16 protein-coding genes are annotated in these 14,891 nt (G+C 36.3%); 5 read left to right on the top strand and 11 right to left on the bottom strand.

Features of this window, described 5'->3' with window-relative positions; all coding sequences use genetic code 11:
• Positions 1–58 precede the first annotated feature (58 nt).
• The 6 genes from C1634_RS03015 to C1634_RS02990 form a co-directional block, all read right to left on the bottom strand.
• Positions 59–1,129, bottom strand: coding sequence for an adenylosuccinate synthetase (locus C1634_RS03015; RefSeq protein WP_103234841.1), 1,071 nt, complete (start codon positions 1,127–1,129; stop codon positions 59–61).
• Positions 1,130–1,210: 81 nt separating this feature from the next.
• Complete coding sequence (locus C1634_RS03010; RefSeq protein ID WP_103234835.1) at positions 1,211–2,065, bottom strand: hypothetical protein; 855 nt, start codon at positions 2,063–2,065, stop codon at positions 1,211–1,213.
• Positions 2,066–2,067: 2 nt separating this feature from the next.
• On the bottom strand, positions 2,068–2,403 hold the full coding sequence (locus C1634_RS03005) for a hypothetical protein (protein WP_103234834.1): 336 nt from the start codon (positions 2,401–2,403) through the stop codon (positions 2,068–2,070).
• Between the two features lie 78 nt (positions 2,404–2,481).
• The gene (locus C1634_RS03000) at positions 2,482–3,030 is read right to left on the bottom strand and encodes a 2OG-Fe(II) oxygenase (protein ID WP_103234833.1); all 549 of its coding nucleotides are present in this window, start codon (positions 3,028–3,030) and stop codon (positions 2,482–2,484) included.
• Between the two features lie 29 nt (positions 3,031–3,059).
• Complete coding sequence (locus C1634_RS02995) at positions 3,060–3,602, bottom strand: NADAR family protein (protein ID WP_109737873.1); 543 nt, start codon at positions 3,600–3,602, stop codon at positions 3,060–3,062.
• Positions 3,603–3,933: 331 nt separating this feature from the next.
• The gene (locus C1634_RS02990) at positions 3,934–4,629 is read right to left on the bottom strand and encodes an NUDIX hydrolase (RefSeq protein ID WP_109737872.1); all 696 of its coding nucleotides are present in this window, start codon (positions 4,627–4,629) and stop codon (positions 3,934–3,936) included.
• Between the two features lie 123 nt (positions 4,630–4,752).
• Between C1634_RS02990 and C1634_RS02985 the strand changes: the two genes are divergently transcribed.
• Positions 4,753–5,397 carry a DUF1579 domain-containing protein gene (locus C1634_RS02985; RefSeq protein ID WP_103233404.1) on the top strand — a complete coding sequence of 215 codons (645 nt, stop codon included), beginning with the start codon at positions 4,753–4,755 and terminating at the stop codon, positions 5,395–5,397.
• A 48-nt stretch (positions 5,398–5,445) separates the two neighbouring features.
• Here the strand turns inward: C1634_RS02985 and lepA are convergent, their stop codons facing one another.
• The 5 genes from lepA to C1634_RS02960 all read right to left on the bottom strand — a co-directional run bounded on the left by lepA (position 5,446) and on the right by C1634_RS02960 (position 10,116).
• Complete coding sequence (gene lepA / locus C1634_RS02980; RefSeq protein WP_103233405.1) at positions 5,446–7,242, bottom strand: translation elongation factor 4; 1,797 nt, start codon at positions 7,240–7,242, stop codon at positions 5,446–5,448.
• Between the two features lie 126 nt (positions 7,243–7,368).
• On the bottom strand, positions 7,369–8,388 hold the full coding sequence (locus C1634_RS02975; RefSeq protein ID WP_123921362.1) for a YajG family lipoprotein: 1,020 nt from the start codon (positions 8,386–8,388) through the stop codon (positions 7,369–7,371).
• 100 nt (positions 8,389–8,488) lie between these two features.
• Complete coding sequence (locus tag C1634_RS02970) at positions 8,489–8,998, bottom strand: hypothetical protein (RefSeq protein ID WP_103233407.1); 510 nt, start codon at positions 8,996–8,998, stop codon at positions 8,489–8,491.
• Positions 8,999–9,004: 6 nt separating this feature from the next.
• A complete protein-coding gene (locus C1634_RS02965) occupies positions 9,005–9,547 on the bottom strand; it encodes a hypothetical protein (RefSeq protein WP_103233408.1) in 543 nt (180 codons plus the stop codon).
• A 17-nt stretch (positions 9,548–9,564) separates the two neighbouring features.
• A complete protein-coding gene (locus tag C1634_RS02960) occupies positions 9,565–10,116 on the bottom strand; it encodes an RNA polymerase sigma factor (RefSeq protein ID WP_103233409.1) in 552 nt (183 codons plus the stop codon).
• 182 nt (positions 10,117–10,298) lie between these two features.
• Between C1634_RS02960 and C1634_RS02955 the strand changes: the two genes are divergently transcribed.
• The 4 genes from C1634_RS02955 to porW all read left to right on the top strand — a co-directional run bounded on the left by C1634_RS02955 (position 10,299) and on the right by porW (position 14,845).
• Positions 10,299–11,048, top strand: a complete 750-nt coding sequence (locus C1634_RS02955; protein WP_103233410.1) for a Rossmann-like and DUF2520 domain-containing protein — start codon at positions 10,299–10,301, stop codon at positions 11,046–11,048.
• The gene (locus C1634_RS02950; RefSeq protein WP_109737871.1) at positions 11,038–11,556 is read left to right on the top strand and encodes a KdsC family phosphatase; all 519 of its coding nucleotides are present in this window, start codon (positions 11,038–11,040) and stop codon (positions 11,554–11,556) included. Before C1634_RS02955 ends, C1634_RS02950 begins: the two co-directional genes overlap by 11 nt.
• Before the next feature lie 5 nt (positions 11,557–11,561).
• Complete coding sequence (locus C1634_RS02945; protein ID WP_103233411.1) at positions 11,562–12,125, top strand: Maf family protein; 564 nt, start codon at positions 11,562–11,564, stop codon at positions 12,123–12,125.
• Positions 12,126–12,274: 149 nt separating this feature from the next.
• Positions 12,275–14,845, top strand: coding sequence for a type IX secretion system periplasmic lipoprotein PorW/SprE (gene porW / locus C1634_RS02940; protein WP_103233412.1), 2,571 nt, complete (start codon positions 12,275–12,277; stop codon positions 14,843–14,845).
• The last annotated feature ends 46 nt before the right edge of the window (positions 14,846–14,891 follow it).

Raw genomic sequence — 14,891 nt, 5'->3', positions numbered from 1 at the left:
TCTATCATTAAATATAAAATTAATGCTTTTATCCTATGCCTGATATCTTCTTTAGAAATTAAAAAATCTGTTTAAAATCTTTTGAATACGGAGAATAGGATCCGTAAACGGTATTAAATTCAACGTCCAGGTTTTCTATTTTAAATTGTTCGTCCATCTGATCCAGACAAGTGATGACAAGATTCTTTTTAACCGGAAATACATAAGCTCCATCGAGCTTCAAGGCATAATTCAGCAGTTTGTAATCTATTTCTCCAAATCTTAATTCCTTCTGATATTCATTAAATGTACAGGTTTCCTCTTCATTATTTCTCAGATTCATTTCTTTTTCATTACTCATCCAGCCGTTTCCATGGCGCGTTGCATAGCTTCTGGTCACATAATACACTTCTATGTCTTCAATTTTTAAAAGCTGACAGATCTCGTATGCATTTTTTGAAGTGGTATGGGCATAAGTCACATTGGGAAAAACCCCATGATCCATATCGAGTAAAACTCCCTGACTTCCTTCAAAAATAAGGTGATCAAACGAAGCCAAGTGGTTATAATCATTTATATTCCAATCAATGGCTTCAATAGCATCTAAAAAAGGCTGTAAAAGTTTACTGATCTCACTTTCATCTATAAAGCCATAGTAATAAGCGATCCCCTTCAGTTTCTCCAACAACATTTCTTTGGGTGCTATGAGGTCTATTGCAAATAGTTTATAGGGACTTTCGTGTCTTTTCATCGTAGCGCCTACTCCTTTTCCGCAGGTTCCATGCTCCAGATTCCGTGCATTTGTTCTGTTTTGCCATACATCAAAAGGAGTTGTGACCCTTGCTAACGGATGAATATGCAGTTCAATGTTACCGTTCTTTGCTTTCAATTCTTCTCTTTCGTTGAGCAGAAAAACCGGGTGTATGGTGCAATGTTCGGTGAAGTAAGAAGGCAGGCCGCGAAGTGCTCCGCTCGCAAAACTGGAATGTACATGTTTTCTTTCATCAATCATTACGGTATGTGCCGCCTGCTGACCTCCTGAAAATCTGATCACGACAGCCTTCGGATTCTGAGAAGCGAGAAAATCGGTGGTTATTCCTTTCCCTTCATCTCCAAAACCAAGTCCTATTACTATTTGCGCCTTTTTCATGTTGTTATATTTTTTGAGATCCTTTTCCATTGCCATTTTCATTTGTGTTTTTATAATTGTACTGATGGCAATTTATTAGTTCTAAAGCATTTGAAACTGATCTAACCCTTCTGTTCCTGTCGTTCCAAAGGTTTTATTTTTAAACTTATCACAGATAATCCCCTTGATAACGTTGGGAATTTCCCTGTGATCTTCTATGGATATACAGTTTTGGCCTAATAATTCTCTCCAGCCTCTGTCTGCTCTGAGGGCCTGATCGGAATGCAAAACACTGATATGGTATACTTCATATTTTTTCTTTGCTTCTTCCAGCAGTTCAAAATGAGTATAGGTTTGCTGCCCTTTTCCCATAATTTCTCTGATTGCAGAGGCAGAAAGTGTTTTTAAACAAGGTTCATCACCTACGGTAAACAATAATCCTTTTTGTCCTCTTTTTTCAAAAGCATCCGTTCTTGTATGGAAAGCAGCAAAGTACCAGGCTAAAAGATAGCTTTCTCCGGCATTTCCACCTCCTCCGGACTCTATGTAGGTACGGGTAAGCCACATATCCAGTTCTGCATCTCCTGACTCAAACTGACCCACCTGAAGCGGATAGCCATCACATTCATGATCTCCAATTCCCAGAAATAGCAAGGCTGGATCGGGAACTCCTCCCTGAATAATTCCTCCCATCAGTTTTGGCAACCCTTCTCTGATCAGTTCATGGGGAATATGTCCCATGCTTCCGGTAACATCCAATCCTAAAATAATGGGAACGGAGTTAGGATGAATCTCTGAATCTCTGGATTCTCTGAAAGAAATACCATGAGGATTCATGGATTCATGAGCCATTCTTTTGGCATTCTGGGTGAAAATTTCTCCCGCGGATTTTGTTCCGTAACCTGCTTTGCTTGCTCTGTCATAACGAGCGTCTAAATCGTATCTTGTACTTCCCATGACTATAATGTTTTTCCAAATAAATATTCAAATCTCTTTTGAGTTACTTCGAGCTGAATATTCAGATTTCTGATTGTTAATGATAATTCCATGTCTTTCTGAACGAATGCTTCAGGATTAAAATCCGCAAAAGTCAGACTGTTTCTGTCTAAAGGACTGATATCAATAAGCCCTTCCTGCTCCCGCTCGAGTCTTTTGATTTTTAATTCAATATCTTCGACTCTGCGTCTGTAAATCAATTCGGAATCTCCTCCGATAATCCGTGCACGGTCTTCTCTGATCTGATCATTATTTCTTTGTAATGATTCGATAAATCTTGGTTTTAATTCATCTTCCATGACCAAATATTTTTATTTGTGTTAATATTACGCTAATTAAACAAGACATAGTAATGCTATCTCTTTTTACGAATGATTTTATTCCTTTGAGTACATTACATCTGTTCTCAGCACATACTTTAATCCGCTGATAAGGGTTTTCCCTTCATGCCTTAAAGGATGATAAAAAATAAGGGCTGTTCCTTTCTTTGGAGCTACGGTAAATAAGTTTTCAAATTCTGTTTCTCCACCTTCGAAATCATCATTCAGATAGATCATAAAAGTGTAAAAACTTTTCTCTTTCTCATTCCTGATATAACTTCCGTCCCTGTGCATTTTGAACTGCTGTCCGGGAGCATATTTGTAAACCCTTAGCATTTCATTAAAGTTAAGAAGCTGATGTCCATCATATTCCTGGGGTAGAAATACAGCAGCTTTTTTAAAAAGTTCTTCAGCTATTCTTTCATCAAAGATCATCAGCCGGTCATTATTTCTGACTCCTTTGTTCATTTGCTGCCGCCCAAAAACATTGATCTTTGCTTCTTCAAAAACTTTTTCCTGTGAAAGACTGATATAATGATCACATTCTGCTTCGGTCAGAAAATCTTCAATCAGAAATATCTGTGGGTGTAATTCAACTTTTTCCATAATCGTATTTTGTGTTTGGTCTTGTGTTTTTACTTTCTTAATTCATCTCTTACTTCCATTAAAGCAAATCCTAAAAGGTTTTCTCCATTCCAGAGTAAAGGATTTTGTGCTCTCGTATCTGTTTCCAGCATTCCAATCCCCCAAATTCTATCATAAGGACTTGCCTCCACCAGAATTTTATCTCCTGTTGACAAAAGAAAGTCTTTAAATCCTTGATTCTGAGAGAATTTCAAAAGATTTCCTTGGGTTACCATTTCATATTTATGTTCATCCCAAATTCTAGGATCAAAGCTTTTTACTTTCCTTCCCAGGGCTTTTGCCTGATTAGGAGTAACCGCCTTTAAGATTTCCTCTTCCATTTCAGCATCATTAAACAGTCTTGCTTTTCCAGCCATCATATAATGTTCAGCCGTTTTATAAACAATCCCATTTTCTTCAAATTTTCCAGGAAACCACTGGCTAAAACATGATTTGGTAATGATATCTTTTGCTGTGTGTCCCCAGAAAAAAAGAAATTTTATTTTTTCTTTTTTCTGAAAACGTTCTGTAATATTGTGTATGGTGTATTTCATGATTGCGTTATTTTGACACAAATTTAAAATAATATCATTTTACTAACCAAATTTATTTGCGTTAATTTTACACTAATAAATATAACCATTTGATTAGCAGTGATAAAAATTTAATTTTATGAAACACGAGTAACACAAATTCATATCACCAATGACACAAATCTTTACTAAGTTTTGGCTAAAGCCAATGGAATAGGGTAATAAAAAAACGGACTAAAGTCCGTTCCTATTGAATGTATTTTAATAAATATATTAAAGTATATTTCTTAAACTCCAATATATTTGTGACCATTAGTGCCCAATTATTAGTGAAATTTGTGTTTAAAACAAGCTATTTAATTTCAAAATAAAAGCCCTGTTCTTCCAGTTCTTTATATTTTTCTTTATTAAATGTAAAAAGCTTTCCGGGTCTGCCGCTGCCCTCTTTTTTTACGTTGTTGGTTTCGTTAAGGAGTCCATAGCTCATGATTTTTTTACGGAAGTTTCTCCTGTCAATTTCCTGTCCTACAATGGCTTTATAAAGGTTTTCAAGGTCTGAAAAAGGAAATTCTTCATTGAGAAGATTGAAACCGATAGGCTGGTATTGAATTTTTGTACGAAGTCTTTTTAAAGCAGTCTCAATAATTGTTTTGTGGTCAAAAGCCACCAAAGGAAGTTTGTTTACACTAAACCATTGTGCATCTTCAGCATCAGAATCAGCAAATAGTTCATGATAAGATGGGTTCACAAGGCCCAGATAAGCCACAGAAACCACTCTATTCCTTGGATCACGACCCAGATTACCAAATGTATAAAGTTGTTCTAAAAAATCGGGTTTTATGCCCGCCTCTTCATAGAGTTCTCTTTTTACGGCATCATCTACACTTTCATCATCAAGAACAAGACCTCCGGGCAATGCCCAACCTCCTTTAAAAGGTTCAATATTTCTCTTAATCAGAAGAATCTGAAGGTCTTTTTTGTCAAAATATCCGAAAATAACTGCATCTACAGCCACTTTTATATCTTGTAATTTTTTTGGAGACTCCATAAATTGATTTGCGTTACGAATACACAAAGTTACGATTTATGCCCGTAGTAAAAAATAATTTCAGATATAATAAAAGTTCATATCTTTAAGTTACAAATCTAACAATCTTAAAACTAAATCATTATGAAAAATTTATTATCAATTCTTTCTATTGCCTTTTTATTAATGGCTTGTGAGAAAGGAAAAACAACTGCTGCCAATGGTTCCGGTAAAAACGACTCTACGGCAACAAATTCCGAATGGAAACCTGTAGACTCTGCAACGGCTATGAAATCCTGGATGGAGTATGCTACTCCTGGAGAAATGCACAAAATGCTGGCCAAATCTGACGGAACCTGGACCGGAGAAACTACCATGTGGATGGAAAATGGAGCAAAACCTATGATGAGTAAATCCGAGGCTACTAATAAAATGATGTATGGCGGACGTTATCAGATCACTAACCACAAAGGTGACTTTATGGGAATGCCTTTTGAAGGGATGAGCATTGTAGGATATGACAACTCAAAAAAGAAATTTGTCAATACATGGATTGACAATATGGGAACCGGAATGATGCATAGTGAAGGAGACTGGAATGCTTCCACAAAATCGGTTGAGTTTAAAGGAAAAATGACTGATCCTTCAAGACCTGGAAAGGATTGTGATTTCAGAGAAGTTTTCACCTTTGTGGATGACAATACTCAAAAACTGGAAATGTATGGTCCTGATTCCAAGACTGGAAAAGAGTACAAAACAATGGAGATAAAATATACGCGTAAGAAATAAATCAATAAAAAACCGCTTCGTCTGAAGCGGTTTTTATTTTATAATGAATTAATCATTCAGTTTTAATACAGCCATGAACGCTGATTGCGGTACTTCTACTCTACCAATCTGCTTCATTTTCTTCTTACCTTCTTTCTGCTTCTCCAATAGTTTACGTTTTCTGGAGATATCCCCACCGTAACATTTTGCAGTAACGTCTTTTCTTAAGGCTTTAATCGTTTCTCTTGCAATTACTTTCGCTCCTAATGCTGCCTGAACCGCAATATCAAACTGCTGTCTCGGGATCAGTTCACGAAGCTTTTCACACATCCTTTTACCGATATAATACGCATTAGAATCGTGAATCAATGAAGACAATGCATCTACCATATCACCATTGATCAGGATATCCATTTTTACAAGCTTGGAAGCCCTGAATCCGATTGGGTGATAATCGAATGATGCATATCCTTTAGAGATAGACTTCAATCTGTCATAGAAATCGAATACAACCTCAGCAAGAGGCATATTGAAAATTAACTCAACTCTTTCTGATGTCAAGTAACTTTGGTTAACGATCTCTCCTCTCTTTTCGATACATAAAGTCATTACTGCTCCTACAAAGTCGGATTTTGTAATGATAGAAGCCTTAATGAACGGCTCTTCAACTCTATCCATCGTTGAAGGATCCATCATTTCAGACGGGTTATTGATCAGAATAGGAACTTCAGGTTCTTTTTTAGTATATCCAAAATAAGAAACGTTAGGTACCGTTGTGATTACGTTCATATTGAACTCTCTGTCAAGACGTTCCTGAACGATTTCCATGTGAAGCATTCCCAAGAATCCGCAACGGAAACCAAAACCAAGAGCGGCAGAACTTTCCGGTTCAAAAACCAGAGATGCATCATTCAGTCTTAATTTTTCAAGAGAGAATCTTAATTCTTCAAAATCCTCAGAATCAATAGGGTAAATACCGGCAAATACCATTGGCTTTACTTCCTCAAATCCATCAATAGGACCTTCTGCAGGGTTTTCAAAAGAAGTGATGGTATCTCCTACTTTTACTTCACGGGCATCTTTAATCCCGGAAACCAGATATCCTACATCCCCACAATGAATGGTTTTCTTTGGAACCTGCTTCAATTTCAATGTTCCTACTTCATCAGCACCATATTCTTTTCCTGTAGCGAAAAATTTAATCTTTTCGTTTTTAGAAATACTTCCGTTCACGATTTTGAAATAAGCTTCAATTCCTCTGAACGGGTTGTATACAGAGTCAAAAATCAGTGCCTGAAGTGGTCCGTCAGGATTTCCTACCGGTGCAGGAATTCTTTCAACAATCTTCTCTAAAAGATCATGAACACCTTCTCCTGTTTTTCCTGAAACTCTCAATACATCTTCATATTCGCATCCGATCAGATTCATGATTTCATCGGTTACTTCTTCAGGGTTGGCAGATGGAAGGTCAATTTTATTCAAAATCGGAATGATCGTTAAATCATTTTCCAAAGCCAGATATAGATTACTGATGGTTTGCGCCTGAATACTCTGTGCAGCATCCACGATAAGAAGTGCTCCTTCACAGGCAGCAATAGAACGGGATACTTCATAAGAAAAGTCAACGTGCCCCGGTGTATCAATAAGGTTTAGAATATATTTTTCTCCTTTATACTCATAATCCATCTGGATTGCGTGTGATTTGATTGTAATCCCACGTTCTTTCTCCAAATCCATATCATCCAGCGTCTGAGACTGTAATTCTCTTTGGGTAACGGTATTCGTATACTCCAATAGACGGTCTGCCAGGGTACTTTTACCGTGGTCGATATGAGCGATTATGCAAAAATTTCGTATGTTTTTCATTTAAGAATCTTGTAATTTGCAAAGATAAGAAAATGCAAGAGATTTTTTCATTCTTAATTCTTTCTTTTAACTGAAACACAGATAACAATAAGAACAGAAGCAAAAATTTTCCAATTCTTTTTAATATTATTTCATTTTACCAAAGTCCTCCGGAACCAAATAATTTCCTGTAAAAGGATCAAGATAAACTTTATGTCCTGATGTATTCTTCTTTTTATTTGATAAACTGACATCAACAACTGCACCAATAACGCCACCCACCAGACCACCGGCAGCAACACCAATCGTGACACCACTTACAGACGTTTCAGGAAACAATTCTGCCTTTGTTGCCTCAATAAAAACACCATTTTCATCTTTGAAAATCTCAGTGTAACCAAAAGGGATATTCTTGTATGCTATCCCTTTATACACAAAAGCATAAAAATTTCTTATTCCCATCTTCTCCTCTCCTTTTACTGCCTTTGTAACGATTCCTTTATCATTAGCCTGCAAAGTAAACCCAGGTTCAGGATTGTGAGTAAAAAAGCTGTAATAATCTTTGTAAACCCCTTCTTTTAATTCGTTAGCGGTTAAAATACTCAGTTTTTCTTTTAATACAGTGGCATAGTTAGGAAGATCATTTTCAGAAATACTAAATTCCCACGGTGTTTTTTTATAAGATTCTTTAAACAGATCAGTAAGAATCAAAGTCGTTTTTCTTGCTAGATTTTGTCCTAAATAGGGTGTTGTACGTGATGAAACTTTTGTTATCGTATCTTTTCTATCAATAAGATGATAACCATCCTCTTTCTTAATAAACGTACTTGCTCTTAATTCAAGCTTTCCGATAGAGTACTTTTCTTTTTTGTCTTCTGAAATATTCAAATTTTCCAGCAAAAAAACCATGTCATTATTCCCTCTTACCGGATTGTATTTATAAAACCAATCTTGTATGTCTTTGCTGGCATTATTTTCGAAAATAATTTTCACCTCGTCCTTATGATACATGACCATTCCGACTTCCTGATTAGCTCTTTGATCTATCACCGTAAGACTTTTGATAGAATTTTTGCTGTCTTTAATGGATTTTGAAAGATCAATTGTTTCTATTTTCTGACCCAATAATATTATCGAAAACAATAAAAAGAAAAGTGCTTTTTTCATAGGTAAACTTTCCTGTAAAAGTAATTTTTTTTGTTGTAAAAATTAAACGGCTCTCACAGAAATATCCGTAAGAGCCGTCCAACATTAAAAAAATAAACTATTATGGGTTCTGTTTAGGTCCCGAAGCATTATTATTTCCGTGAGGTTTTCTTTCATCCATTTTATCTCTCATCATCTTTTCGGATTGAAACAGCTTCAGAACTTTTTGACAGGGAATAACCAGCTGCATTTTATCAGCGTATTTTTTTCTGTTATCCAAAAGCTTCTGCCCTACTTCAAAGCTTTGCTGCAATTTCGCTTTCGCTTCATCATCCGTCAAAGCTTCAGGGTCAAAACTTGAGTTAAACTGACTTTTTATCTGCTTCTGGCTATCCAGATATTCGTTATACAATTGTGTAAATTCTGCTTTATCACCAGGATCAACATTCAGATTATCCATGATCATATTGTTCCTAAATTTCTTAAGGAGATCTTTCCTCTCTTCCGGAGAAAGATTATTGATGACCTCTTTCCTTTGTTTTGGATCCATCTTTTTCCAATCATAATCTGTCCTTTGGGCATTTAAGCCAAAGCCATAAATAATCAAAAACGTCAATAGTATCTTTTTCATCTTCTTTTAGTTATATATATCCAAATAAACGTCCTGAGTCGAGTTACTTGCTAATTCTGCAATCTCAGAATTAGAAAACGAGTCCAGATAGTCATTCATACGGGTTTCTTCTTTTTTCTTCACAGTTTTCACCGGTTTTGGTGTTTCTGTTGTTTTTCCAGTTTCATTGTCACTTTTGAAAGCGTAATCATCGTTACTTTTTTGATTTTCAACTGTTTGATTATTATTTTCAACAGAAGTTAAATCAGATTTTAAGGTTTCATAAGCGAGTTGGCCTTCTGTTTTGGGTTCTTCATTATGAGCAATATATCCTGTTTTAGCATTCAGTTCTTGTTCAACGGAATCATTATTTGAATTGAAAACATAAGTTGCTCCAAAGATCAAAGCCAGTGATGCCGCTGCTGCATACATCCAGTTCAGCTTAAAGACAGGCGCTTTTTTACTTGTCTTTATATCATTCATAACGTTCTCCTGAATATTATCAAACATATTATCAGGAACTGTGTAAATGTTTTTACGCTCTAGTTTTTCTATGTCGAACTCTTTCATCTTTGTTGAATCAAAAATTATTTTTCGTAATTTTCTTTAATATAATCTTCTATTTTTTGTTTGGCATAATGATAATTTGTTTTCAATGTTCCCACAGACATATCTACAATTTTTGATATTTCTTCGTAGGGTAAATCATCATAATACCGCATCATAAATACCAGTTTCTGCTTTTCGGGCAGGCTTTGTATAGCGTTCTGCAGTAATATCTGTATTTCTTCAGCATCTCCTCCTGCATTATCAGCTACCAGATTCTGCATGTGATACTCCGGGTCCTCATCAGTCTTCTGCATTTTCTTCATTTTGTTGACCTGCTGCAGCGCCTCATTGGTAGCGATTCTGTACAACCAGGTATACAACTGGCTATCATTTTTGAACTGATGAAAATTCTGGTAAGCTTTAATAAAAGTATCCTGCAAAGTATCCTGTGCAAGATCTCCGTCCACAATAATTCTTCTTATGTGCCAGTACAATCTGCTTTGATAGGCATCCATCAAGGCCCGGACTCCTTTATCCTGGGTCCGTGGATTCTGCATCAACGAAATAATCTCCGCGTCCTTAATCTTCATAAGATGCCTTACACTGTTTTGGATTACAAAAATAACTGAAAGTTAAATTAAAAATTCAATTTTCAGTTTAAATATTAAAAATAATATGAGACAGTTACGCAAGAAACGTGCCTATATTGAGGTACAGCATTTCTGAAATCATCATCCTTTCCCGGCTCGGCTTAAAATCTTATATTTGTTATATGCAAATTGTAATCATTGGTTCCGGAAATGTTGCCTATCATATGGCAAAAGCTTTCACTTTGAAAAGTATTCCCCTGGCCCAGATTTTTGGCAGGAACGAAAAAGAATTAAGTAAAATTTCTGAAGAATTGCACATTCCTTATTCCAAAGATCATCTGGAAGAGGCAGATCTTTATATCATCTGTGTGAGTGATAATTCTGTAGAAGAAGTTTCAAAGATCATTACCCAAAAAGACTGTCTGGTTGCCCATACATCGGGATCACTTGCAAAAGAAGTCCTAGCTGGTGACTACAGGAAAGCCAGCTTCTACCCTTTACAGACTTTTTCAAAATCCAAAGAATTGGAATATGAAAAAATTCCGTTTTTTGTAGAAGCAGAGAATGAAGAGGATCAGAAAATATTGCTTGATCTTGCTTCTCAGATTTCAGAAAAGGTAATGGAAAGCAGCCATGAAAAAAGAAAATATATTCATCTGACTGCAGTTTTTGCGTGCAATTTTGTGAATCATCTTTTTTCAAGAGCTAAAGAAATTTCAGATTTACAAGAAATTCCGTTTGATTATTTCTTTCCATTGATTGATGAAACGGTTCAGAAAATCTATGAAATTGAACCAAAAATGGCCCAGACCGGACCTGCAGTAAGAAATGATGTAAGAATTTTACAGCTGCATGAACAGTTATTAAAAGATGAAAGTCTTGAAATTTATAAAACAATGAATCATTCTATTCAGAAAATGTATGAGTTATAAAGAGAAATTAAAAGATATTAAGGCATTTGTATTTGATGTTGACGGTGTTTTTACAGACGGAAGTGTTTATCTTCTTCCGGGTGGAAATATGTGCAGAGTGATGAATGTTCTGGACGGTTATGCCGTAGTGAAAGCATTAAAAAACAATTATTTAATAGGAGTGATTACGGGCGGAAATGATGAAATGGTAAAACACAGAATCAATTATCTTGGTATTCAGGATTACTACCCGAAGTCTCATAATAAAATTGAGGATTTTGAAGATTTTAAGAAAAAATATAATCTTAAAAATGAAGAAATTCTGACCATGGGTGATGATCTTCCGGATATTCATATCATGGAAAATTCAGCTATTGCAGCATGCCCTGAAAATGCCGTTCCTGAGGTAAAAGGAATCTCCGATTATATTTCTCCGAAAAAAGGAGGAACCGGAGCCGTACGTGACGTGATCGAACAGGTAATGAAAGTTCAGGGGAACTGGCATGATGATAACACTCAATCTGTATAACTGATATGAAATTACTTTTAGCATCACAATCACCAAGAAGAAAAGAACTTCTTTCCAGCCTTGGTTTTGAATTTGAAGTGGTCAAAATAGACTGTGAAGAAATTCTTCCGGAACAGATCAAAATAGAAGACGCCGCGGCTTATCTTTCTGATTTAAAAGCAGCTGCTTTCAGAAGCCTGGAGGCAGATGAAGTCCTGCTGACCGCTGATACGGTGGTTGCTGTCGACAATCAGATTCTTGGAAAGCCTAGAGATGAAGCGGATGCCTTTAAGATGCTTCACAGCCTTTCAGGAAGAACTCATCAGGTCTACACCGGAATTACAATCAAAACAGCTGGTCAATCTTTTACAGAAACAGATGTAGCCGATGTGACCCTGAATGTACTTACCGATGAAGAAATAAAGTATTATATTCAAAACTATAAGCCTTTCGATAAAGCCGGAAGCTATGGTATTCAGGAATGGTTGGGAATGGCGAAGATCACAAGTCTTACAGGAAGTTTCTATACGATTATGGGACTCCCTACCCATCTTGTTTACAAAATATTGAAAGAAACCTCACTGATTTAAAAAAATTATTAAGGTTCCAGACCTCCATTAAAGAAGAAATAAATATTTCCGCAAGAAATATAAATATTATTCATTATAAAATTTTATTATTTTTACAAAATCATCAACCTGCTGATAATAAAAAGCAGATTAGCAAGTTATATTGAATAATGAAAAAGAATATATTATTCCTTTTAGTCATATGCCTTATTGCATCCTGTGCTACCAAAACAAAAAAGCCAGAGCAGCGATCAAAGCTATTGAAAGGTTTTTCCACATATTACAACACTCTTTTTAATGCGAAAGATGCATTAAACAGTGAATTTACGACCAGAGACAAAGAGCACAAAGACAATTTCTATGCGCCTTATATTCCTATTCTGACGTACGAAGAACAGCCTTTAGGAAGTGACCTTGGTCAGTCTGAAGCTTTTGCAGAGAACTCTATGAAGATGGCTGAAGTAGCCAACAGACCTTCGGGAAGAGGTGATTCCGGAGCACCCAACAGACCTGGCGGATCTTCTGGAAATGGCCCTGCAAGACCTGATGGCGAACAGAGCAAAGGAGCTACAACGCTTGAAATTGCGGAAGCAAAAGCTTTAAAGGCAATTAATAAATATTCTGTAACCAGAAACGGTGAAGAAAAAAACAAGACGATTTTTGATGCCTATATGATTCTTGCCCAATCGAGAATCTATCGAGGTAAATCCCTGGAAGCGCTGGATGCTCTTAATTATGTCTTCACCCACATGAAAGATGATAAAAGGATAGCACTGGCAAGAATTTATCAGGGGCTTGCGTATGATAAAATCAAGGATTATCACAGGGCCCATGAAACTTTTGCAAAACTGAAAGGAGAAGATATTAATAAAAGCTATGCAAAACTGCTAAGCATCTACTATTCTGAATCTCTGCTGGATGCAGGTAAAAAAGAAGAAGCTGCTCAAGAGCTTGACAATGCTTTTGAACTAAATTCCAACCGAAAACTGAAGAGCAGAATTGCTTACTTGAGAGGACAGGTTCTTGAAAACCTGAACCAAAATGATAAGGCAAGAGAAAGTTATACTTCAGCATACAAATATGCCAATGATTTCGAATTTGAAGTAAAATCTCAGATCGCCATTGCCAAAACTTTTAACGGTAAAGGAGACTATGCAGGAGCAAAAAATTATCTGGAAGGAATCAGTAAAAAAGGAACTTATGGCTCCAGAAAGAATGAGTTTTACTATGCTTTAGGTTTGATGGCCAACAAAGCAGGAAAAAAAGAGGAAGCTCAGCAATTTTTCAGAAAATCTTTGTTTGAAAAGGTTTCTGACCCTCAGATCCGCGGATTGGCTTATTACGAAATAGGGAAAAGCTATCTGGAAAAGAACGATTATATCGGAGCTGGAAGCTACTATGATTCTGCCCTGACTGTGATGACTTATGAGCCTTCAAAGATTTTATTAAAAGATCAGTCTGCTTACATTAAAAAGATATCCAAAAACTACTATCTGATCAAAAAGAATGACAGTATTCTTTCCCTGGCAAAGATGGATAACACCCAGAAAACAGACTATTTCACAAAATATATTGCAAAATTAAAGGTTAAAGAAGAAAGAGAAGAACAAGAAAGAAGGCGTGCAGAAAGAAGCAAAGGATTCGATACCGGAGACTACAGTGCCAATTCTATTTTCGCTAACAGTTCTAATGCCTTTGAGGATTTTGGAGTAACCACCAAAGGATTTTATTTCAATAATACAGGAACAGTAAGCAAAGGAACATCTTCATTTAAGCAAGTCTGGGGAGACCGTGCTCTTGCTGATAACTGGCGTTTTTCCAAAAAAATGGCTTCTATTGAAGATATGAAGAATGAAGCGCTGGGGGTAACTTCAGCTCCAAATCCAAGACGTTTTGAACCGGCTTTTTATATTGAGCAGATTCCTACGGATCAAGGCAAGCTATCTCAGCTAAAAAAGGACAGAGATACTGCTTCTTTAGGTTTAGGAATCATGTATCAGAACTATTTTACCAATACTCCCCTAGCAACCAAAACACTGTATGATCTTGTGGATGTAAAGCCGGAAGAAAAAGTAATGCTGCAGGCATTGTATGAGATTTTTGCCATGAATTATGAAAAAAATCCTCAGGCATCTGAAAAAGCAAAACAAATTCTATTAGCAGATTATCCATACACTTCTTATGCTGAATTTGCAAGAAATCCTAAAAACAAATCCTTCATAAAATCAACGGAAGAAGTTGAGAATGAGTATAAAAAAGCATACGCCTTGTTCGAATCGGAAAAATTTGCAGAAAGTAAGGATATCATCGATCAGACTATTCTGAAATTCCCGAAAGATGCACTTATCCCTAAATTATATCTGTTAAATGCATTCAATGCAGGAAAATCCAGCGGAAAAGAAGTAATGATCCTCCAACTGGAACAGATTGCTCTGAATTATTCTAAAACACAAGAAGGAATAAGGGCTAAAGAAATGCTGAATTACCTGAAAAGTGATCTCAGCTTCCAGGCTACAGATAACAAAGGAAATGCTGTACCTCAACAACCGGGAGGAGCACCTACACAGCCTACTTCCAGTAATCAGGGTACGGGAATTCCACAAATGAATAACGGGAAAGTGGAGAATATACAAAACCTGAATATGGATACTACTCCACAGGTATCAAATCCAGCCCAGCAAAAACCAAAAAAATCAAACGAAACCAAACCAGCGTCAAAGTCACCACCGAGACCTCAATAAAAACAAAAAAGCGAAGATATACTCTTCGCTTTTTTTATGGGTTGTC

It is taken from the genome of Chryseobacterium viscerum (assembly GCF_002899945.2).
GTDB lineage: Bacteria > Bacteroidota > Bacteroidia > Flavobacteriales > Weeksellaceae > Chryseobacterium > Chryseobacterium viscerum.
This window is presented reverse-complemented; position numbering and strand designations above follow the sequence as displayed.

Bases quoted from the DNA above. Each gene is read 5' to 3' on its own strand.
- C1634_RS02995 (WP_109737873.1), bottom strand. From the start codon at position 3,602: ATGAAATACACCATACACAATATTACAGAACGTTTTCAGAAAAAAGAA.
- C1634_RS02945 (WP_103233411.1), top strand. From the start codon at position 11,562: ATGAAATTACTTTTAGCATCACAATCACCAAGAAGAAAAGAACTTCTT.
- C1634_RS02955 (WP_103233410.1), top strand. From the start codon at position 10,299: ATGCAAATTGTAATCATTGGTTCCGGAAATGTTGCCTATCATATGGCA.
- C1634_RS03005 (WP_103234834.1), bottom strand. From the start codon at position 2,403: ATGGAAGATGAATTAAAACCAAGATTTATCGAATCATTACAAAGAAAT.
- C1634_RS02950 (WP_109737871.1), top strand. From the start codon at position 11,038: ATGAGTTATAAAGAGAAATTAAAAGATATTAAGGCATTTGTATTTGAT.
- C1634_RS02970 (WP_103233407.1), bottom strand. From the start codon at position 8,998: ATGAAAAAGATACTATTGACGTTTTTGATTATTTATGGCTTTGGCTTA.
- C1634_RS02960 (WP_103233409.1), bottom strand. From the start codon at position 10,116: ATGAAGATTAAGGACGCGGAGATTATTTCGTTGATGCAGAATCCACGG.
- C1634_RS02975 (WP_123921362.1), bottom strand. From the start codon at position 8,388: ATGAAAAAAGCACTTTTCTTTTTATTGTTTTCGATAATATTATTGGGT.
- porW (WP_103233412.1), top strand. From the start codon at position 12,275: ATGAAAAAGAATATATTATTCCTTTTAGTCATATGCCTTATTGCATCC.
- C1634_RS02985 (WP_103233404.1), top strand. From the start codon at position 4,753: ATGAAAAATTTATTATCAATTCTTTCTATTGCCTTTTTATTAATGGCT.
- lepA (WP_103233405.1), bottom strand. From the start codon at position 7,242: ATGAAAAACATACGAAATTTTTGCATAATCGCTCATATCGACCACGGT.
- C1634_RS03015 (WP_103234841.1), bottom strand. From the start codon at position 1,129: ATGAAAAAGGCGCAAATAGTAATAGGACTTGGTTTTGGAGATGAAGGG.
- C1634_RS03000 (WP_103234833.1), bottom strand. From the start codon at position 3,030: ATGGAAAAAGTTGAATTACACCCACAGATATTTCTGATTGAAGATTTT.
- C1634_RS02990 (WP_109737872.1), bottom strand. From the start codon at position 4,629: ATGGAGTCTCCAAAAAAATTACAAGATATAAAAGTGGCTGTAGATGCA.
- C1634_RS03010 (WP_103234835.1), bottom strand. From the start codon at position 2,065: ATGGGAAGTACAAGATACGATTTAGACGCTCGTTATGACAGAGCAAGC.
- C1634_RS02965 (WP_103233408.1), bottom strand. From the start codon at position 9,547: ATGAAAGAGTTCGACATAGAAAAACTAGAGCGTAAAAACATTTACACA.